The organism is Trichlorobacter lovleyi, from assembly GCF_015239775.1.
In the GTDB taxonomy this organism is placed as follows: domain Bacteria; phylum Desulfobacterota; class Desulfuromonadia; order Geobacterales; family Pseudopelobacteraceae; genus Trichlorobacter; species Trichlorobacter lovleyi_B.
The window spans coordinates 409,172-430,176 of the sequence record NZ_CP058409.1 but is presented as its reverse complement, the minus strand read 5'-3'; the positions used below and the strand labels follow the sequence as shown (position 1 = coordinate 430,176).

Sequence of the window (21,005 nt, the reverse complement as noted above, 5' to 3'; positions counted from 1 at the left end):
TTAGCGGAGGTATGCACTGTCACGAACGGGTGGTCATTATTTCATCTGATCCAGTATGGCAAGCAGCTTGCCGGACTCAGCCACCATCTCATCACACAGTTGCTGGGCACGCTGCCGGTCACCGCTGTCTGCAGCCTGCACAGCCGACTTGCCCAGCGCATGCACGTTCTGATGAGGTTCTACGATACTTTTAAAGCTTGGATGGCTGCCGCACATCTGCTGGCCCTGCGTATCATACCACGTACCAAAGGCACAATGATGATGATCCGGCAGCTTGCCGGCCTCAAGCCGCAATTCTCCTTTCAAATGCAGCCTGATCCGGCGGGTAAACAGCAGATGGGCCGACTTGGCCTTCTGCAGGACCGTGTTCAGTCCGTCATTACACTTGAACCGGTTCAGGGAACCTTGCAGGTCTTCAAACATGGCAATCATACTGCTGATCTGGCCCACCGAATCCGTTGTCTGAAGATTACTCTGCTGAACCAGGCTGCTGATCTGGTGGATGCTGCCGGTAACCTCATTGTTGGTGGCGGTCAGCTCCTCCGCAGCCGTGGCGATCTGGTTGATTTCCTGAGTTACATCGGAAATCTTCGACAGAATTTCATCCAGCGCGTCTCCGGAACGGGCAGCCTCAGCGGTCCCCTTCTCCACCCTCTCAACCCCTTCTTCCATCACACGCACAGCAATGGCGGTCTCCTGCTGAATGGCACGGATCATCTCGGCAATCTCGCGGGTGGCACGGGTCGTCCGCTCGGCCAGCGCCCGCACCTCATCGGCCACGACGGCAAAACCGCGCCCCTGTTCACCGGCCCGGGCAGCCTCAATGGCGGCATTCAAGGCCAGCAGGTTGGTCTGGTCGGCAATATCCTCAATGGTGCCCACAATCGCCCCGATCTGATCAGAACGGGCTCCCAGCCCCTTGATCGTCTCGGCGGTCTCACGCACATTACTGGCGATAACCTGCATGGAATGCAAGGTTTCCTGCACGACACCGGCACCGTTTTGAGCCGTGTTGCCTGCTTCATCAGCACGTTCTGCCGCATGCATACAGCTCCGGGCGATATCTGCAGCAGTGGCAGACATCTCCTCGCTGGCGGTAGCTACCGCGACAGTCTGACCAGCCGCCAGATCAGACTGGGCCAGCATTTTATCTGATGTTGCGTCAAGCTCAGTAGCGGTCGCCACCATATCAGCGGTCTTCTGGCTGATGCCCCCGATCAACCCTTGCAGGGTATCCATGAAGGTGTTGAACATTCCGGCAATCCGGCTTAACTCACAGGTGCCGGAGACCTCAAGCCGACGGGTCAGGTCTCCCTCTCCCTGGCTGATGTTTTCCAGCATGTTGGTCAGGTTGCGCAACGGCTGCGCAATGGAGCGGACAATCAGCAGGATGACCAGCGTCAGAAAGACCAGATAGATCGGCATGGCAATATTCAGGATCGTAAGCAGTTTTTGCTTGTCGGAAAAGGTCACGAAGTACTGCACCATGGCATACATCCCCAGGCTGCAGATAATGACCACCGTGTAGAGCAGGTAGAGCCGTTGGGTTACCTTGAGGCGGGCTAATAATGACATAGCATCCCTCCTGTTTGAAAATCTGAACACATTCAGACGCAAAACCGTTGCCAGCTCGCATCGTACCGTCAGCCCCCGGACAATGTCACGGCAACGGCACCACACGCCGCAGCTCTGTGGCCAGGGCCTCGATATCTACCGGCTTGGAGATATAGCCGTCAAAGCCCTCCGTCAGAAACTGCTCCCGGTCTCCCCGCAGGGCATGGGCCGTCAGGGCTATGATCGGCGTATGTCTGCCGGTCCTGACCTCCTGTTCACGGATGCTTGCAACAGCCAGCCTGCCATCCATGACCGGCATTTGAATATCCATCAGGATACAGTCAAATCTAGCACTTCGCCATGCCTCCAGGGCCTGCTGACCATCAACCGTTATCTCTGCCTGATGGCCCATCTGGACGAGCATGGCAGCGGTGGTGGCGGCATTCAGCCTGTTGTCCTCAGCAACCAGGACCTTCAGGCGTCTGCCGTTAAACAGGGATAACGGATCGAAAATCTGTTTCGGCTGCTGGTCGACCCTCCGGCGATGCATCAGGAACGGCAGCTCCACAATAAAGGTGGAGCCCTGCCCCAAAACCGATTCAGCCCAGATCCGGCCCCCCATCAGCTCAGCAAGACGGCGGCAAATGGACAGCCCCAGACCTGATCCGCCGTATTTGCGCGTAGTTGAATTATCCGCCTGCTCAAAGGGGTTAAAGATCTTCTGCAATGTTTCTTCGCTCATCCCGATCCCGCTGTCACTGACAGCAAGCCTGATCAGGCAGGAGTCATCCTGGCAGGAGGAGAGCACAACCGAAATCTCAATCTGCCCGGACTCGGTAAACTTGATCGCATTGCCCAGCAGGTTCAGCAGGATCTGCTTGAAGCGCAGGGCATCACCACGCAGCAGCTCCGGCACCTCTTGCTGAATCTGCGTTTTCAGCTCGAGCTGCTTCTGCTGGATACGTGAAATCTGGGTAGTGACCACCTCCTGGACACTGTGCCGCAGTGAAAAATCGGTATATTCAAGCTCTATCTTCCCGGCTTCAATCTTGGACAGATCCAGAATATCACTGATCAGCGCCAGCAGGTTATTGCAGGACAGTTCAAGGTTATCCAGATATTCTTGCTGTTCGCCGGTTGGCTGGGTATAGCGCAGCAGTTGCGCCATACCGATTACACCGTTCATCGGTGTACGGATCTCGTGACTCATATTGGCAAGAAATTCGCTTTTGGCCCGGTTGGCGGCATCGGCGGCGTAACGGGCCTGTTCGAGCTCTTCCTCATGTTGTTTGCGTTCGGTCATGTCGGTGTGGGTGCCGATCATCCGCAGCGGTTTGTTATCATCGGACCACTCGACCACCATCCCCCGGTCGAGAACCCAGAGGTATCTACCGTTCTTGCATCGCACCCGGTGTTCGTTACGGTAGTTGGAAGTCGTCCCCTCAAGGTAGGCCTGCAGATCAGCGTAAACCCGCTCCCGGTCATCAGGGTGCAGCCGGCTGTCCCACTCATCAAGGCTGGAACCGATCTCCTGCTCGGCATACCCCAGCATAGCCTTCCACTGACGGGAAAAGAAAACCGTATCGGTCTGCATATTCCAGTCCCAGACCCCGTCACCGGCACCGTCCAGGGCAAATTGCCAGCGGGCCTCACTGGCACGCAGGTCTTCCATGGCCTGTGTAAGGGCAGTGATATTGCGGCCGACCCCCAGCACCCCGATCAGACGGCCCGTCTTGTCGAACATCGGACACTTGATCGTCTCCAGATGCTCCCGGTGACCATCGTCAGCAAACGTGACCCATTCCAGGTTCACGCTGGGGCAGCCTGCGGCCATGGCCTTACGGTCATACCCCCGGAAAAAATCAGCCAGTTCCCTGTCCATAAAATCGTAATCGGTCTTGCCGACAATCTCTGCCTCAGATGCTCCGAAAAACTGTTCAAAACGAGGATTACAGGAAAGGTAGACCCCCTCCTGATCCTTCAGCCAGATCAGATCAGGGATGGTGTGCACCAGGGTCTGTAACTGACCTGCAGCATGCTCGGCCTCAAGCCGGGCCGCTGTGAGATTCCGGTTGGCCAGACTTAGACGCAGGGCCAGGAAAACAATGCCGCCGGCACTACCGACCAGCAGGAGCAGTTGCCAATAGTAACGCTGCCAGACATCACGCAGGGTAAAGGCCGGGGCAGCCTCAAACGGAGGGAGTCTCAGTTCCCGCAGTAAGTCTTCCACCGGCTGGTAATCCGCCGGGACACTGAAACCATAGATGTGTGTCTGCCGGGCGACAAGACCGTCAGGCTCAAGCTGCAACAAGGCAGCGGCGACTCTGCGCCCCACCTCCTCCGGCAGGTGGGAAAGCGCAACCAGCGGCCACTCTGGATAAAGGCGGGTCGAGACGACAAAGGGGTAATGGGGAAGGTCCTGACGGTTGATAATCCTCAGCTGCTGCAGGTTAAGCCTGCCTTCTGCAACCATCTGTTCCAGAATCCCGGTCCGGACAAAACCGGCATCGGCCGTGCCGCCCAGCACCGCCTCAACCACCCGGTCCTGCGGGGTGCCGGTGACCATCACCCGTGCATCCTGCGGCAAACGGATCCCTGCCTTCAGCAGCTCATGGGCCGGGGCCGGATACGACCCCAGGCTGCCGGTAACACTGAAACAGGCCAGCGTTTTCCCCTTCAGATCAGCCAGGGTTTTGATCGCTGCATGATGACTGCGGGTAAAGATGACACCGCCCAGACTTGAAACCGGCTGCCCCCCCTGCAGGTCGATCAACGTGGCAAGCGCCCCGGTCAGGGCATTTGTCTGGCGCAGCGAGATATAGTCGGATGCATTGGTGAAGAGCAGGTCAATCTGCCGTTTATCCAGCGCCTGTTGCAGCTCCTGCTGATCCAGAGGCAGCAGCCTGACCTGATACCCTTTCAGGGAACGGGAGAGATAGTCGGCCAGCGGCTGCCAGCGTTGCTGTGTCTCCGGTTTGGGGCGGACGGCCAGCACCCCCAAGGTGAGAGTCCGAGCGGCGCTGGAAGCGGAGGATACGCCGGGAAGCGCCAGAAAGACCGCTAAAAGGAGGATCAAAAGTCGAACCATGTTCAGGCTCATGCTATGGCCCCTCCAACTTCGGCAGGAAGGCGGCGCTGACCAGCTCGGCCAGATTATCAGGACGTTTCAACATTCCTTTGGCAACCATCAGATCATTCAGCATACGGGCTGCCGCAAACATACCCGGGACCGCACCTCCAAGATAGCCCTGGTTGGCATACAGCGCAGGCAACTCAAGGCCCCGGAAGGTATCCAGCACCTGCCGGGGGTCAAGCTTCAAGCGGCCTGCCATCCTGTAGGCGGCATCCTGCGGATTGTGCTGCAGGTGCTCAAGCGCCTTGAAATGGCCTGCAACTGCAGCTCTCAGCCCCTCGGCCCGCGAGTGGAGCAGATCGGTCCTGACGGCCAGCAGGTCAAAGATCATACCAGGCATGCTGCGGCTGTCATGGATGATCCGTGCCCCTAGACTCCCCAGCCTGGAGGCAACCGGTTCATAGGTAATCACCGCATCCAGCTGCTGGGCCTGCCAGACCTCAAGGTGGTGGTCCGGAGTGACCGGGACAACACTGATCCGGGTTTGATCCAGCCCCGCGGCCTGAAGGGTCAATTGCAGCACCAGTGCCCCCAAGGCAGACTGTTCTACTCCGATCCGCTTGCCTGCCAGCTGCCTGAGTGATGTAATGCCTGGTCTGACCATGACCACATCAGCCCCGGCTGACAGGTCAAAGACCAGCACTGCGGTTAGCGGGATGCCGTTCCCCCTGGCCTTCAACATTTCATCCAGAGTCAACGCTGCTGCGTCAGCACTGCCATTGGCCAGAGCCTGTAAAGATTCGGAGGCAGAAGCGGTGGTCTGCAGTTTCACCAGTTTTTCCGTCAGCCACCCCTCCCGCTGGGCCAGAAACAAAAGTTCGTAACCCGGCCAGGGGTGGGCGGCGATCTTCAGAGGGCTGCTGCTGCATCCCCCCAGCAGCGGAAGCAGACCGGTAGCCGCCAGAATTCCCAGCGCCGCACGTCGGCTGCATCGCTGCGCAGGCAATGATGCCAGCAGCTCAAGTAGTCTCCTGTGGGAATTCAGCATACTTTTCGTTCCGTAAATTTCATTTTGTGCAAGCATACCACTGCACGATATTCTGTCAAAGTCTTGCGCTGGGAGTCTGTGTATCATTTCCCCTGGTACCTGAAAAGCTATTGACAGAAGCAACCGGTTTCAGCTAGGTCTGCCCACTGGGTTTGAAAACAGACAAGGAGCTGAGAGCATATGAACAAACCTCTGGTCGGCATACTAATGGGCAGCGACAGCGACCTGCCGGTAATGGAGAAGGCAGCCGAGGTGCTGACGCAACTGGGAGTTACCTGGGAAATGGATATCAGTTCGGCCCACCGTCTACCGGACAAGACCGCCACCTACGCCCGTACCGCCCGTGAACGGGGCATTGAAGTCCTGATCTGCGGGGCAGGCATGGCAGCCCATCTGGCTGGTGTTGTGGCCTCCCACACCACCCTGCCGGTGATCGGCGTACCACTGAAATCGGGGGCCCTGGCCGGTGTGGACGCGCTCTATGCCACAGTCCAGATGCCTCCCGGCATTCCGGTAGCCACGGTGGCCGTTGACGGCGGCAAGAATGCCGGCTACCTGGCTGCCTCAATCCTTTCCATCAAACGGCCTGAGCTGGCAGACCGGCTGGAGCAGTTCCGTGCCGCCACCCGACAGGAACTGCAAGCAAAGTCCAGCGAGCTGCAAACACGTCTGAAGCAGGCTTGAGGGAGAAGCTGTAATGCAGGAGATCCAGAAATTTATCCACGGCTTCCGCAACTTCCAGGAGGAGTATTTCCACGAAGACCGTGAACTGTTTGATTGTCTCAAAAAGGGGCAACGTCCCAAGGTGGTCCTGATCGGCTGCAGTGATTCACGGGTTGACCCCTCCATGATGGTCCGTTCCGAGCCGGGTGATCTGTTTATTGTCCGCAACGTGGCCAATCTGGTCCCCCCCTGTGAACATGACCAGGCCTATCACGGGGTCAGTGCCGCCCTTGAATACGCGGTCTGCCACCTTGAGGTGGAGCATGTCATTGTGCTGGGACACTCAAACTGTGGCGGTATCCGGTCCCTGATGGAAGGGATCCCGTCTGACAAGAACGGGGAGTATATCAGCAAGTGGGTCAGTATTGCTGAACGGGCCAAGCAGCAGGTGTTGGAAACGTTTTCCGGCGCCTCGCCGGAGCGTCAGGCCAAGGCCTGCGAACATGCCTCGATCCTGGTATCTTTAGAAAATCTGCTGACCTTCCCCTGGATCAAGGATCGCGTTGATGCCGGGAAGCTGGACCTGCATGGCTGGTACTTTGACATCGAGTCCGGCAACCTGTACAGCTACCACCCGGCCAGTGGCAAATTTACCCTGCTTGTTTAATAGCGGTATCCAGAATCTATGGATTTCAGGGGCTCTTGTCATTGGAGCCCTTAGCTACGGGGAACGTCTTGCGCTGTCCATTCATACGCTTTGCAAAATAGGGACGGCACGCGCCGGTACGTGGTTTGCCTCTGGTCCGTTTATTGACGCCGTCACCGAGTAAGAGAGTGCGTCAACGCTCCCATACGGTGCTTTGCGCGCTTTTCTTCCTGTCCGGCTTTGTTGGACTCTGTTATGAAATCTGCTGGATCAGGTCAGCCGGCCTGATATTTGGCGCCACAACCTTTGCCGTCAGTTCCGTGGTGGCCCTGTTTTTTACCGGCATGGCAATGGGGGCACAGTATTTTGGCAGCAGATCCACGCGGTACTCACAACCATTAAAGGTCTATGCCTTTCTTGAAATCGGCGTTGGCACCTTTGCCCTGTTCAGCCGGCAACTTCTGACCGTATGTGAGATCCCTTATCAACTGCTGTACCCTTCCTGTTTTCAGCACAGCATCATCATCTCGGTTATTCGAGTAGTCCTGATTGCGCTGGTCATTATCCCTCCAACATTTCTAATGGGGGGGACGCTGCCACTCTTTACCCAGTTTTATAATGAATCCGCTACTGCATCATCAGGCGATCTTGCCTTTCTCTATGCCTTGAACACAATCGGAGCGGCAGCCGGATGCCTGATTTGCGGTTTTGTTCTGCTGCCAGAGCTGGGGCTCAGCACAACCCTGCTTCTGATTGGCCTGTTGGCACAAGGGGGCGGGGTATTAACCCTGCTGCTCATATCACGAGGGGCTTTTTTCACGGGTGCTGTAATGAGATCCGGCAGTGCGGCACAGGGCTATCAGAGGCAATTCACCGATCCGGCAGAGCGGGGGCTCCTGTACGCCACCATCTTCGGCACAGGGTTCTGCGTGCTTTCGTATGAAATACTCTGGACCCGCTTTCTGGCGCTGATCACCCATAATACCGTCTATACCTACACCATTAGTCTTTTGACCGCCCTGACCGGCATCGCTGTCGGCAGCTATCTGGTGCACTGCCGGAGGCCATCCGGCAATGCGACTGTTCTGCTGGGCGCGGTGCAGATTCTGAGTGCTTTTTTTGTTCTGGTTTCGCTGCTCTTGCCAACTACTGCCTGGCACTGGGCTGCATCCAGCGAGTCAGCTGGTGTTATCGTCGTGATCTGTCTGGCGCTTATGTTTATCCCCACACTGTTTTCAGGACTTTCATTTCCGCTGCTGGTCGATTGTATCAGGCACACTGATTTCAGTGCCGGCAAACATGTCGGGCGGGTGCTTGCGACCAACACGGTCGGCTGTGTTGCCGGTTCCATGATAACCGGCTTTATCCTGTTGCCGCTGCTGGGCATGCATGCCACCTTGCTGGTCATTACGTTTGTGTGTCTTGCTTTGGGGATTATGGTAATCGCATTCCTTTCAAAGGGGGTATCGTACCGGGCCAAAGCACTAGTAACGCTTGTCAGCCTGCTGATATGGGGGCTGTTGGCGACCACAACAAAGGTACGACTGCCGGCAGACTATCTTGCCAAGGAGCGGGATCTCATCGACTTTGTTGAGGGGAAGAGTGCTTTTATCTCTGTCATCAAGCGAAACGGCGACACTAAAATGGAACTGGACCGCATGTGGCAAGGGCAGAAAAATACGGGGCATCAGATCATGGCAGCCCATCTGCCGATGCTGCTGCATCCATCAGCAAAAGAGGTTTTGGTGGTTGGGATTGGCGCTGGTCAGACACCGAGCAGGTTTCTGTATTATGACATCACCAGATTGGATTGCGTTGATCTTGAAAGCAGCATCCCTGACGTACTCAAAAAACATTTTGAGGCCGCATGGCTAAGCGATCCAAGGACACATGTTATTGCAGAAGACGGAAACAACTATCTCAGGAATATCGATAAAAAATACGACCTGATCTCCGTTGAAGTAGGACAGGTGTTCAGGCCGCAGGCCTCCGCTTTTTACACGGTTGAATTCTATCGGCATGCCAGACAGAGACTGGCAAAGAACGGGATTATCTCACAATTCCTGCCGGTCGGTTTTTTCACGGAGGAGCAGCTGAAGGCAGTCATTAAAACATTTATTTCCGAATTTCCGAACAGTACGCTTTGGTACAATCACTATGCCGAATTACTGCTCATCGGATCGCCGGATAGAAATCTGTCAATTGATACGGACGGCGTTGCCGTTTTGCGGGGCAATCCAAAGGTATTTGCAGAACTGTTTTTCGGGCTGCCGGGTACCGAAGAGCATTTTTTGAATAATCCTGAGGTGCTGGCAGCCAGTTTCATGATGGCTGAGAAAGGGCTTGGCAACATAGCTGCACATGCCCCGATATTGAGTGATGACAAGCCAGTTTTGGAGTATGGCACGGCACGCACGACGTATGACCCGCAGCGTTTCAAAAGGCTGTTTGAAGAGCAGCACGAATCACCACAGCAGATTATTGCATTTGCCGGCAACTCAGCTGCCGTCCTGCAGAAAATAACCAAAATTCAGCACCACTACATCAGTAACGGCTTCAAATAACCAGACAGACAGACAGAGTTGCCGTGGACTCAATCGCGCATGAACTCATCCTCATCCCCTGTAAAGCTGTTGAAATAACGTAACAACAAGACCTATCGAATCCCCTTGACAAGCATAGCAAGGCTGATTATGATTTCACTACGTAAAGGGGAGTAGCTACCGACCGGAGACATGGTCGGCCCACGATTCGTCAAGACAGTCCTGTAAAAAGGACTCGGACGTGGGACGAGAGATCGCCAGCAAGACCTTTACCCAGGCTTTTCGTTGTATCTGCCGTGGGTAAAGGTCTTTTTTATTTGGCCTCCCCGGCTTTATCAAAGCACCCTGACGGAGGAACCCAAAATGTTGAACCAGTTTAAGACGACCCTGTTACTGTCACTGTTAACCGTGCTGCTGGTAGCCATGGGCGGCGCAGTTGGCGGATCGGGAGGCATGCTGATCGCCTTTGTCATGGCGGCAGTCATGAACTTCGGCAGCTATTGGTTCTCGGACAAGATCGTGCTGCGGATGTACGGCGCCCAGGAAATTGAGCGCAGCGACAACCCGGCCTTTTATGACATGGTGGAACGGCTGGCCGGCCGGGCAAATCTGCCGATGCCCAAGGTCTACATCATCCCGGACCAGTCACCCAATGCCTTTGCCACCGGCCGCAACCCCAGCCATGCTGCGGTGGCAGCCACGGAAGGGATCCTGCGGATTCTCTCCCCCGAGGAGCTGGAAGGGGTAATGGCCCATGAGCTGGGCCACGTCAAGAACCGCGACATCCTGATCTCCACCATTGCCGCCACCTTTGCCGGCGCCATCTCCATGATCGGCAGCATGCTGCAGTGGGGTGCCATACTGGGGGCCGGGCGTGATGACGAGGAGGGTGGCGGCCTCGGCGGGCTGGTGGGATCACTGGCCATGGCCATTCTGGCTCCCTTCATGGCGATGCTGATCCAGATGGCGGTCTCCCGCTCACGTGAGTACCTGGCCGATGCCACCGGCGCCGAGATCTGCGGCAAGCCCCGCGCCCTGGCAAGTGCCCTGGCACGTCTGCAGAACGCATCACAGCAGATTCCGCTGCATGATGCCACACCGGCCACGGCTCACATGTTCATCGTCAATCCGCTGACCGGCGGCGGTATGATGAGCCTGTTCTCCACCCATCCGCCCATGGAAGAGCGGATCGCCCGTCTGCAGGCCATGGCCCAACGCTGATGCTGCGCTGGAGCCTGCGCAAGGCCCGTCAACTGGTGGTTGGCGTGGTTGGAGTCACGGTGGTGCTGATCGGCATCATCATGATCTTCACCCCCGGTCCGGCAATTGTGGTGATACCGCTGGGGCTCGGGATCCTGGCCACGGAGTTTGTCTGGGCCAGGGACTTGTTGCACAAGGTCAGGACCTACATTGAAACAAAAACCAGAAAGAACACCAAAACGGAGGAAAAACAATGAAGCGAATCATGCTGTTGATCATGGGCACCCTGCTGATGGGCATGCTGTCCGGCTGCGGCTACAACACCATGCAGGCCAATGAAGAGGCGGTGATTGCTGCCTGGGGCGATGTGGAATCCGCCTACCAGCGCCGTAACGATCTGATCCCCAATCTGGTTGAGGTGGTTAAAGGGTACGCCAAGCATGAAGCCGACACCCTCAAGGCGGTCACCGAGGCCCGCGCCAGCGTGGGCGGCATGAAGGTGGGCAAGGAGATCATCAATGATCCGGCCGCCCTTGCCAAATTCCAACAGATGCAGGGCCAGATGACCGGCGCCCTGTCCCGGCTGATGGTGGTGGCAGAGAAGTACCCGGACCTGAAGGCCAACCAGAACTTCCTTGATCTGCAGAAACAGCTGGAAGGGACCGAAAACCGGATCAATGTGGCCCGTGAGCGTTATAACAAGCAGGTACAGGCCTTCAATACCAGCATCCGCACCTTCCCCAACTCAATGACCAACTCCATGCTGCTGCACCTGCAGCGCAAGGAGCCGTTCAAGGCCGAAGAAGGGGCCAAGGCGGCACCGAAAGTGAAGTTCTAGGTGGAACTGTCCACCTTTATCAGCAGCTTTGGTCTGATCTTTCTGGCGGAGCTGGGTGACAAGACCCAGCTCACTGCCATGGCCCTGGCACTGCGCTACCCCTGGAAACGGATCTTCATCGGTATTGCCGCCGCCTTTACCGTGCTGAATCTGGCAGCGGTACTGGTGGGCAAGATCCTGTTTCTGGTGCTGCCGATCTTCTGGGTCACCCTGGTTTCGGCACTGCTGTTTCTCTACTTTGGTTACAGTACCCTGCGCCATGCCTGCGACGCCGAAGATGACGACACTCCGCCCCCCACTGCGGCTGATGCGGTTCGGACCGCCTTTCTGATGATCTTCATGGCCGAGCTGGGTGACAAGACCCAACTGGTGACCGCCAGTCAGGCTGCCCAGCATTCCGGCAGCCTGAGCGGCATCGCGACCGTTTTTGTTGCCTCAACCCTGGCACTCTGGCTGGTCTCGTTGATCGGCATCTTTGCCGGCAAACAGCTGGTCAAATATATCCCGATCTGCTGGATTCACCGGACTGCCGGTTTCATGTTCCTGGTATTCGGCGTTGCCATGGGCTGGCGCCTGTTCACCCTCTGAAAAGGAATCACCATGTCACCTACCACCCTCATGTGGCTCGTATTTGCCGTACTGATCAGCTTCATGTTGCTGATCGACCTGAGTCAGAATCGCAAGAGCGGTCATGTCAGCTTCAAAAAGGCAGCCACCTGGATTGTGGTCTGGATGCTCCTGGCACTGTTGTTCGGCGGCGGGATCTGGTTCACCATGGGACAACAGAAGGCACTGGAGTTTCTGACCGGCTACCTGATTGAACAGTCGCTCTCGGTGGACAACCTGTTCGTCTTCATCATGATCTTCACGGTCTTCGGGGTGCGGGGAGAACTGCAGGCCAAGGTACTGAAGTGGGGCATCCTAGGTGCGATCGTGATGCGGCTGGCCTTCATCTTCATCGGCGCAGCCTTGCTGAAAGAGTTCCAGTGGCTGTTCTACTTCTTCGGCGCGCTGCTGGTTTATACCGCCTGGAAAATGGCCTTCAGCGGCGATGACGAGATCGAGCCGGACAAAAACCCGCTGGTCAAACTGGCCCGCCGCTTTCTGCCGATGACCAAGCGGATCCGGGGCGACTGGTTTATCACCCGCCGCATGCAGCTCTGGATCGCCAGCCCGCTCTTCATGGTGCTGCTGGTGGTGGAGAGCAGCGACCTGGTCTTTGCGATGGACTCAATTCCGGCCATCTTTGCCATTACCCTGGATCCGTTTATCGTACTGACCTCCAACGTATTTGCCATCATGGGACTCAGATCGCTCTTCTTCCTGCTCTCAAACCTGATGGGGATGTTTGCCTACCTGAAATTCGGCATCGCCCTGATCCTGGCCTTTGTGGGGGCCAAGATGATCCTGATGATGCTGGGTTTCCACATTCCGATCAGCCTGTCGCTGGCAGTGATTGTGGTAACCCTGGCGCTTGCAGTGGTTGCCTCACTGCTTTTACGGAAACCTGAAACCGTTGAGCTGCCGGAAACAGCTTGACAAACAACACGCCAATTCCCTACTGTAACAGTATGATACAAACACGTATCCGCATAGTCGCCACAACGCTGCTGAGCATACTGGCACTGGTCAGTATCCTGATGGCTCCGGTGGCTGCACTGAGCCATCAGGGGATGACCGACGTTGTCAGTTCTGCGGCTGCAGATGCCGACTGCGACGGCTGTCACCATGGTGCGGCGGATAGCCAGCAGGACGATTGCTGCACCACCTCTGCCTGCGCCTGTGCCTGCCACGCTCCACTGACCCTGAAAGCCATTGACGTTCCTTTGCCGCTGGCCACTGCCAGCAGCTTTCACAGCCCAATCCCGCAAGCACCGCCACAAGTCTATCTATCCATCTTTGTTCCCCCGCAAAACCGTTGCTGAACCCCTAAGTACCTCTCAACACCAATAGATACTGCAATAGATACTGCGGTAGTGACCCGATACTGAGTCATCGGCATCGTACGCTGCCGGCGACAACGGTATTGCGACGCCATACCTACATAAAACATCAGGAGTTTCGCCATGAAACGCATTTTGATGGTGCTGTGTATGCTTGTTGTGACAGCCTGCAGCAGCGCTTCCCACAAGACGGTACAGGCAGACGGCAGCGTGGTGAAGATCCCGCTGGCGGAGCTGCAAGCGATGCAGGCCTCTTTTTACCGGATCGAACTGGACGGCAAGGAGATCCGTTTCTTTGCGGTCAAAGGCAGTGACGACCGGATCAGGACCGCACTGGACGCCTGCGACGTCTGCTACAAGGAACGCAAAGGCTATCAGCAGCAGGGCGATGTGATGCTCTGCCGCAACTGCAACCTGACCTTCCCGGTTGACCGGATCGGACCGTCTTCCGTGGGGGGCTGCAACCCCCACTTCCTGTCGTCACAGGTGGCAGGCGACCAGCTGCTGCTGCCGGTTGCCGAGCTGAAACAGGGGGCACGGTTCTTCCCATGAGACCTTACCAGATTGCCTTAAAAAACCTGATGCGCCGACCGGCCAGGATGTTCTTCCTGACGGTGGCGCTGGCAGTGGGGCTCGCGGCAGTGGTGGCGCTGGTCACCCTCTCAAACTCCATGACCGCCGACATTGAGCACACCATGGACCAGTTCGGGGCCAACATTCTGATCACCCCCAAGAGCAACGATCTGGCCCTTTCCTACGGCGGTATCAGCCTGGGGCGGGTCTCCTTTGATCAGCGTGAGCTTGACCCCTCGGTACTGCAGCGGATCAGGACCATCAAAAACCGCCAGAACATCGCCGCCGTTGCCCCCAAGGTCCTGGGGACGGTGACGCTGCAGGGCAGGGAGCTGCTGCTGGTGGGGGTCGATTTTGCGGCTGAGTTGCGGATGAAGCCCTGGTGGCGCCTGACCGGCACGGAGCCGTCTGCTCCGGATCACGCCCTGCTGGGCAGCAGTACCGCACTGGTGCTGGGGCTCAAGCCCGGTGACCGCTTGACCATCACCGGCCGCAGCTTTACCGTGGCAGCCCTGCTGCAGGAGACCGGCTCCCAGGATGACGGCCTGCTGTTTGTACCACTGGCAGCAGCCCAGGCCATTACCGCCAAACAGGGCAAAATCACCCTGATCGAGGTGGCGGCACTCTGTTCCGGCTGTCCGATCGGCGAGATGGTGGAACAGATTGCCGGGGTGCTGCCGGATGCCAAGGTCAGTGCCATCAAGCAGGTGGTGGAGGGACGTCTGCAGACCATTGCCCAGCTCAAACGGTTCTCGCTGGGTATGGGGGGTGTGATCGCCCTGATCGGCCTGCTGGTGGTGTTCATCACCATGATGGGCAGTGTCAACGAACGCAAGGTGGAAATCGGCATCTTCCGGGCCATCGGCTACCGCACCGGCCATGTGATGGGGATCATCCTGCTTGAGGCCGGGCTGGTGGGACTGGTGGCGGGCCTGACAGGCTACCTGTTGGGGGTCGGAGCCGCCGCCGTGGCGTTGCCTCTGCTGGCGCAATCCGGCCACCCGCACCTGCTGTTGCAGTGGCAGGTGGCCCTTGCCGCCATTGGTGCCGTAGGGCTGGTCAGCCTGCTGGCAGCTGTCTACCCGGCACGGCGGGCAGGCAGGATGGACCCGGCCGATGCCTTAAGGAGTCTTTAGGAAATGATTTTTTTCCGCCCTGGCATAGCCTTGCTGCGGAACGGCTTGTGCGGCGTACCGATCTATACGCCTCCGCGCCGTTCCTTGCTCGTCAACGCCATGACGAAAAAATCCACATTTCCCGAAAAACGAGGAACCACATGATATCTACAACTGATTTGAAAAAAAACTACCCCTCCGGTGAGGGCAACGTCGCTGCCCTGAAGGGAATCGATCTGACCGTGGAGACCGGCGAGTTTGTCTGTATCATGGGGCAGTCCGGTTCCGGCAAGAGCACCCTGCTGACTATTCTGGGGGGGATGTGCCACCCCGGCAGCGGCAGCGTCGAAGTGGACGGCACGGCCATCTACAGGCTTGATGACAACGGCCTGGCAGATTTCCGCGCTAGGCATTTCGGTTTCGTCTTCCAGTCCTTTCATCTGGTGCCCTACCTGACCGCACTGGAAAACGTCATGCTGTCGTTGGCCCCGCTGGCCATGGCCGCTACGGAAAAACGGCGTCTGGCACATGACGCGCTGGCACGGATGGGGCTGGCCGGCTGCGCCGGGCGCCTGCCCGGCCGGCTGTCCGGTGGGGAACAGGAACGAGTGGCAATCGCGCGGGCCGTGGTCAACCGGCCGTCGATCCTGTTTGCCGATGAGCCGACCGGCAATCTGGACAGTGCCACCAGCGACCAGGTCATGGGGCTCTTTGCAGAGCTGCATCAGGCGGGCCAGACCATCGTGATGGTGACCCACAACCCGGATAACGGCCGCTACGCTCAGCGCACCATCCGCCTGAAGGATGGGCTGCTGCTCTGACCGGCCAGCCCTGTTTTGTCGCTACATCCAACTTCAAGAAATACTAAGGTCTCAGCCATGCTTCGTTATTGTGGTGTCATATGCATGATCATCTGCCTGCTGGCCGGCAGCCTGCACGCCGGGCACGACCAGGCGGTGGCAGATGCCCATGAGACCGGCGGTTGCCTGATATCGTCAGGATGCGGCTCAAGCACGAGCCCCTGTCATGATGACACACACAACCCGGATGGCGACCACTGTTGCGACACCCATACACAGCTGCAGGCAGTTACCACACAGCTGCCTGCAGTCCTGGTTCCGTCCCAGACCAAACAGTTCACCGCTGTGGTCCCCCACCTGGTGCCAAAGGATTTTTCCCGCATCCCGTTCAAGCCGCCCCGATCCGTCGCCTGACTCCGTAGCAGCATCCTAGCCGTAGTTTCATCACATTACGAGGAGTACGTCCATGCGCATTGCCAGATACGCGCCGGCGTTCTGCCTGTTTGCATGCATCTGCGCCATCCCCGGCCTTGCCCCGGGGGCGGAGCCGCCCTTATCTGCCGAGGCGGCAGTGATTGTGGTGACCCTGGCGATCGCAGTGGTGCCTCGTTGCTTTTGCGCAAACCGGAAACCGATGAGCTATTGGAAACAGCTTGACAAACAGGTCTGGGTAAAAAAACGTAAATGTCAGCAAGGCCCTATATTGAAGACGGCTCTATTCTCAACCCCAAACCTGCAAGGCCCTGTGGGCTTCATCAGTCTGGAGATATTTAATTAACTGCAACGCTGCTTCCCTATTGGCACTCATCCGTGTGACCGCAACAGCGTATTCCAGGCTTGACAAGATCTGCCAATGATTGGACGTTCTTTGGGTTTTCCTTTCCCGGAGGATTTTACAGAATGCACTCAAGTGCAGTAACCCAAATATCATCCGAAACCGTGCTGTCCCCCCCCACGCTGCGATCAAAAATAATAGCAGCCCCAGTTTAATTCTACCCGGCAATCGTTTTGTGATTCACCATCGTCACTTAAACTTACGCCGACTAACGCTATCCCTTTAAGGTAGAGCTCAAGATTGGTGACGCCGGGACAAAAGTAGTTCCGTGGGCAGGGAAAACTATTATCTTGCAAACTGCCGTGATAAAACTCATGCATGGGTAAACAGGGCATCCATACCGCATTGCTCTCGGCAATTCTATTCGGCATATCACCGGTGGCCTGCAAGGCAATGACGGGGGAAATGCCGCCCGCGCTGCTGGCCGGTCTGCTTTATCTGGGTTCAGGCCTGGGACTGGCCGGCGTAGTGCTCCGGCAAAGAACACCTGTCTTCACGGCACTACACTCCCTGTCCGGCCGCCAGTGGCTGCACCTTGGCGGCGCTATTGTCTCCGGGGGAGTGCTGGCTCCTCTCTTTCTGGCGTACGGCATTCGTTTCGGTTCAGCAACAGAGGTGTCGTTGCTGCTTAATTTCGAGGCGGTGGCAACAACGCTGTTGGCCTGGCTGGTGTTCCATGAATATGTCGGCATGCGGGTCTGGGCGGGCAAGTTACTGATCGTCGGAGCCTCTGTTCTGATTGTACTGAGCGGCAGTGGCGGGACAACGCTTTCCCTCCCCGGCCTTGCGGTGCTGGCAGCCTGCTGCCTGTGGGGAATTGACAACAATCTGACCCGCGAGTTGGAGTCCTTGCCAGCCACACTGCTTGCCTGCCTGAAAGGTCTGAGCGCCGGGCTGTTCAACATCCTGCTTGCCCGTCTGCTCTCCAGTGAGTCAGGCTCTGCACTGCAGGTGACAGCGGCTTTGGGTATCGGGGCCCTCAGCTACGGCGTAAGCCTGGTGCTGTTCATTCATGCGCTGCGCGAGATCGGAGCGGCCCGCACCAGCACCTGGTTTGCCACCGGACCGTTCATCGGCACCCTGCTTTCGGTTCTCCTGCTGGGCGAGCGTCCCCCTGAAGCATACTGGTTGGCAGCGCTGATCATGCTTTCAGGGATCCTGTTCCTCTACGGTGAAAGGCACCGTCATCCCCACACCCATAATCCTCTGGAGCACAACCACCAACACACCCATGACAAGCATCACCGGCATGCCCATGATGAGCGGGATATCAGCGGGCCCCATGAGCATCACCACTGCCACGAACCGCTGACCCACACCCACGTGCACTGGCCGGATATTCATCACCGTCACAGCCATTGAACCATTGCATGACACGACAGTTCCGCTTACTCCTGCTGAGCCTCTTGTTCCTCTCCGGGTTCACCGGACTTTGCTACGAAATCTGCTGGATCAGGGCAGCCGGCAGGATATTCGGAGCCACAGCCTTTGCCGTCAGTTCCGTGGTTGCGCTGTTCTTTGCCGGAATGGCGCTGGGTGCGCACTATTTCGGCAACTGTGTGCAACGGTGGAAACAACCGTTACGGGTCTACGCACTGCTTGAGATCGGCATCGGCACCGGAGCCATGCTCAGCTTGCCCCTGCTGACCCTGCTTGAACAGCCGTACCAGCTGCTCTACCAAGCCGGTTTTCAGAACGATAGCACCCTGGCACTGACTCGTCTGCTGCTGATCGGTCTGATCATCATTCCGCCGACCTTTCTAATGGGGGGAACACTACCGCTCTTTACCCAGTTTTACGATACAGCAGGCAAGGAGCTGGGATTTCTCTATGCCCTGAACAGCCTCGGTGCAGCAGCCGGTTGCCTGCTCTGCGGCTTTATCTTGCTGCCGATGCTCGGCATCAGCAGCACGCTGCTGCTGATCGGCCTGATGGCCCAGGGGACGGGGCTGCTTCTGCTGTACCTGCTGAAATATGATCCGCATTCCGTAGCTATCCCTGCAGCAGTTACAGCCTTTCCTGACCGGAGCTTTAATTCAACCGGACAGGCGCTGCTGTATCCCGTTATCTTCGGCACCGGCTTCTGTGCACTTTCTTACGAGATCATCTGGACCCGCTTTCTGTCGCTGATCACCCACAACACGGTCTATACCTATACCATCAGTCTGCTGGTAACCCTGCTGGGGATAAGTGCAGGCAGCATACTGGCCCGCCTGCACCGGCCCGCCCTGCGCCACCCGACTGCATTGGCTGCGGCCTACATCCTGAACTCGCTGTTTGTTCTGCTATCGCTACTACTGCCGACAGCGGCCTGGGACTGGGCCGGATCAAGCGAATCACCGGTGATGGTACTGCTGATCTGTCTGGCGCTGATGTTTATTCCGGCGCTCTGCTCCGGTCTCACCTTTCCTTTGCTGTTTGATCTGATCAGGCAGGCACGTTACAGCAGCGGCAAACGTGTGGGGAGGCTGCTTGCTGTCAACACAGCGGGCTGTGTTGCCGGTTCGCTGTTGACCGGCTTTATCCTGCTGCCGTTGCTGGGCATGCACGCCACCCTGCTGGTTACCACCGGCCTGTGTCTGCTGTTGGGAATTCTAGTCATGCTCTTTTTTGAGCGGGGCAGACCCTGGCGGGTCAGGGGGCTGATTGCGTGCGTCAGCCTGGCGGCGTGGCTGTGCCTGATCAGCACAACAACCGTACATCTGCCGCAGAGTTATCTGGCCAAGGGGAAAAAGCTGGTCGATTACGTGGAGGGCAAGAACAGTTTTATCTCTGTGGTTCAAAAAAACGGCGATCTGACCATGGAGTTGGATCGTCTGTGGCAGGGCAAGAAAGGCACCGGGCACCAGATCATGGCGGCCCACCTTCCGATGCTGCTCCACCCGGCTGCACAGGAGATCCTGGTGGTTGGGATCGGCGCCGGACAGGCGCCAAGCAGGTTCCTCTACTACGACATCACCCGCCTGGATTGCGTGGATATTGAAAGCAGCCTTCCGCAGGTGCTCAAGAAGCATTTTCAGGGAAGCTGGCTCAACGATCCACGGGTCTCATTCATTGCCGAAGACGGTCGCACCGTGGCACGGTACGGCAAGCGGCGGTATGACCTGATCTCGGTTGAGGTGGGGCAGATCTTCAGGCCGCAGGCATCGGCCTTCTATACCCTTGAATTTTATCGCAACGCCAGGGAAAAACTGGCTCAGGACGGCATCATCGCCCAATTTCTGCCGGTCGGCTTCTTCAACCAAGACCAGCTCAAGTCGGTGATCAGAACCTTTCTGGCAGTGTTCCCCCACAGCACCCTCTGGTACAATCAACATGCCGAACTGTTGCTGATCGGTTCCCCCGACAGAGATTTAGCGATTCGGGCGGAAGGGGTCAGGGTATTGAAGCAGAACAGCAGGGTACGTGCCGAACTGTTCTTCGGCTACCCCGGCACCGAGGAGCATTTTTTGAATCTGCCGGAAGTGCTGGCTGCAAGCTTCCTGATGGGGCCGAAAACTCTGGCAAATATCTCGACAGACGCCCCTCTTCTAAGCAACGACAGGCCAGTGCTTGAATACGGAACCGCACGGACAACCTATGCGCCACAACGTTTCAAAAAACTCTTTACCGAGCAGTATGACTCACCACGCAGTATCATCAAGTTTACCGATCCCGAGGCAATACTGCCGAAAAGCACCAGAATCCAGGAATACTACCTAACTAACGGGTTTAACTGAGAAAGTTTATCTCATGATGCAAGCGGCGATTAAAGTGCCGGTCAAGCGCTGCCTCAAAATTGCCAACAAAAGGGTAAGACCATTTTAACGTTTTTAATTGTCTTTCCATCTACTGTAATCATCCAGCTTTAAACATTAATTTTATAATTCTTGACAGATAGCGTAGTAATTTATATTTTTAAGACTAAATGCGCAAACTACCTTTCATAAAATTTTTAACGCAGCTCATGCTTCTGGTCATGCTGGCCATTACCCTGCATGGCGTGGCAGAAAGTGCCCATGCCCTTCAGGGATGTTCAGCCGTACCGAACGCCTCGGCATACATTCACCATCCTCCCTGTGCAAACGATCACTGTCCCTGCAGCACGCCGTCGTCCGAGCACAAGGATTCTGACGGCTGCGATAGCTGTGTCAACTGCATCTGCCACGCCCCTCTTCCCATGCAACAGCTGGCA

General features: G+C 57.0%; 19 protein-coding genes. 16 read left to right on the top strand and 3 right to left on the bottom strand.

What is annotated here, in order from left to right:
- Positions 1–36 precede the first annotated feature (36 nt).
- The 3 genes from FY034_RS02100 to FY034_RS02090 form a co-directional block, all read right to left on the bottom strand.
- On the bottom strand, positions 37–1,575 hold the full coding sequence (locus FY034_RS02100) for a methyl-accepting chemotaxis protein (protein WP_265553392.1): 1,539 nt from the start codon (positions 1,573–1,575) through the stop codon (positions 37–39).
- Between the two features lie 85 nt (positions 1,576–1,660).
- Positions 1,661–4,654: a PhnD/SsuA/transferrin family substrate-binding protein gene (locus FY034_RS02095; protein ID WP_265553390.1), complete on the bottom strand. Its 2,994-nt coding sequence runs from the start codon at positions 4,652–4,654 to the stop codon at positions 1,661–1,663.
- Between the two features lies 1 nt (position 4,655).
- Positions 4,656–5,675: an ABC transporter substrate-binding protein gene (locus FY034_RS02090; protein WP_265553388.1), complete on the bottom strand. Its 1,020-nt coding sequence runs from the start codon at positions 5,673–5,675 to the stop codon at positions 4,656–4,658.
- Between the two features lie 180 nt (positions 5,676–5,855).
- Between FY034_RS02090 and purE the strand changes: the two genes are divergently transcribed.
- From purE to FY034_RS02010, 16 genes are all read left to right on the top strand, one after another.
- Positions 5,856–6,359, top strand: a complete 504-nt coding sequence (gene purE / locus FY034_RS02085; RefSeq protein ID WP_265553386.1) for a 5-(carboxyamino)imidazole ribonucleotide mutase — start codon at positions 5,856–5,858, stop codon at positions 6,357–6,359.
- Between the two features lie 13 nt (positions 6,360–6,372).
- Complete coding sequence (locus FY034_RS02080) at positions 6,373–7,005, top strand: carbonic anhydrase (RefSeq protein ID WP_265553385.1); 633 nt, start codon at positions 6,373–6,375, stop codon at positions 7,003–7,005.
- 167 nt (positions 7,006–7,172) lie between these two features.
- Positions 7,173–9,548: a fused MFS/spermidine synthase gene (locus tag FY034_RS02075; RefSeq protein ID WP_265553383.1), complete on the top strand. Its 2,376-nt coding sequence runs from the start codon at positions 7,173–7,175 to the stop codon at positions 9,546–9,548.
- 342 nt (positions 9,549–9,890) lie between these two features.
- On the top strand, positions 9,891–10,748 hold the full coding sequence (htpX, locus tag FY034_RS02070) for a zinc metalloprotease HtpX (protein ID WP_265553381.1): 858 nt from the start codon (positions 9,891–9,893) through the stop codon (positions 10,746–10,748).
- Entirely contained in the window at positions 10,748–10,984 is a 237-nt protein-coding gene (locus FY034_RS02065) for a PGPGW domain-containing protein (RefSeq protein ID WP_265553379.1), read from the top strand. The genes htpX and FY034_RS02065 overlap by 1 nt, the downstream gene beginning before the upstream one ends.
- Positions 10,981–11,565, top strand: a complete 585-nt coding sequence (locus tag FY034_RS02060) for a LemA family protein (protein WP_265553377.1) — start codon at positions 10,981–10,983, stop codon at positions 11,563–11,565. The genes FY034_RS02065 and FY034_RS02060 overlap by 4 nt, the downstream gene beginning before the upstream one ends.
- Positions 11,566–12,153, top strand: coding sequence for a TMEM165/GDT1 family protein (locus FY034_RS02055; RefSeq protein WP_265553375.1), 588 nt, complete (start codon positions 11,566–11,568; stop codon positions 12,151–12,153).
- 12 nt (positions 12,154–12,165) lie between these two features.
- Complete coding sequence (locus tag FY034_RS02050) at positions 12,166–13,104, top strand: TerC family protein (RefSeq protein ID WP_265553374.1); 939 nt, start codon at positions 12,166–12,168, stop codon at positions 13,102–13,104.
- Between the two features lie 32 nt (positions 13,105–13,136).
- Positions 13,137–13,490 (top strand): hypothetical protein, encoded by a 354-nt coding sequence (locus FY034_RS02045; RefSeq protein WP_265553373.1) that lies wholly within the window; start codon positions 13,137–13,139, stop codon positions 13,488–13,490.
- 141 nt (positions 13,491–13,631) lie between these two features.
- Positions 13,632–14,060, top strand: a complete 429-nt coding sequence (locus tag FY034_RS02040; protein ID WP_265553372.1) for a DUF2318 domain-containing protein — start codon at positions 13,632–13,634, stop codon at positions 14,058–14,060.
- Entirely contained in the window at positions 14,057–15,217 is a 1,161-nt protein-coding gene (locus tag FY034_RS02035; RefSeq protein ID WP_265553370.1) for an ABC transporter permease, read from the top strand. Before FY034_RS02040 ends, FY034_RS02035 begins: the two co-directional genes overlap by 4 nt.
- Before the next feature lie 140 nt (positions 15,218–15,357).
- Positions 15,358–16,017: an ABC transporter ATP-binding protein gene (locus FY034_RS02030; protein ID WP_265553368.1), complete on the top strand. Its 660-nt coding sequence runs from the start codon at positions 15,358–15,360 to the stop codon at positions 16,015–16,017.
- Positions 16,018–16,101: 84 nt separating this feature from the next.
- The gene (locus FY034_RS02025; protein ID WP_265553367.1) at positions 16,102–16,410 is read left to right on the top strand and encodes a hypothetical protein; all 309 of its coding nucleotides are present in this window, start codon (positions 16,102–16,104) and stop codon (positions 16,408–16,410) included.
- A gap of 52 nt (positions 16,411–16,462) precedes the next feature.
- Entirely contained in the window at positions 16,463–16,774 is a 312-nt protein-coding gene (locus tag FY034_RS02020; RefSeq protein WP_265553366.1) for a hypothetical protein, read from the top strand.
- A gap of 375 nt (positions 16,775–17,149) precedes the next feature.
- Positions 17,150–18,193: a DMT family transporter gene (locus tag FY034_RS02015; RefSeq protein WP_012468625.1), complete on the top strand. Its 1,044-nt coding sequence runs from the start codon at positions 17,150–17,152 to the stop codon at positions 18,191–18,193.
- An 8-nt stretch (positions 18,194–18,201) separates the two neighbouring features.
- Positions 18,202–20,550 carry a fused MFS/spermidine synthase gene (locus FY034_RS02010; protein ID WP_012468624.1) on the top strand — a complete coding sequence of 783 codons (2,349 nt, stop codon included), beginning with the start codon at positions 18,202–18,204 and terminating at the stop codon, positions 20,548–20,550.
- Positions 20,551–21,005 lie beyond the last annotated feature (455 nt).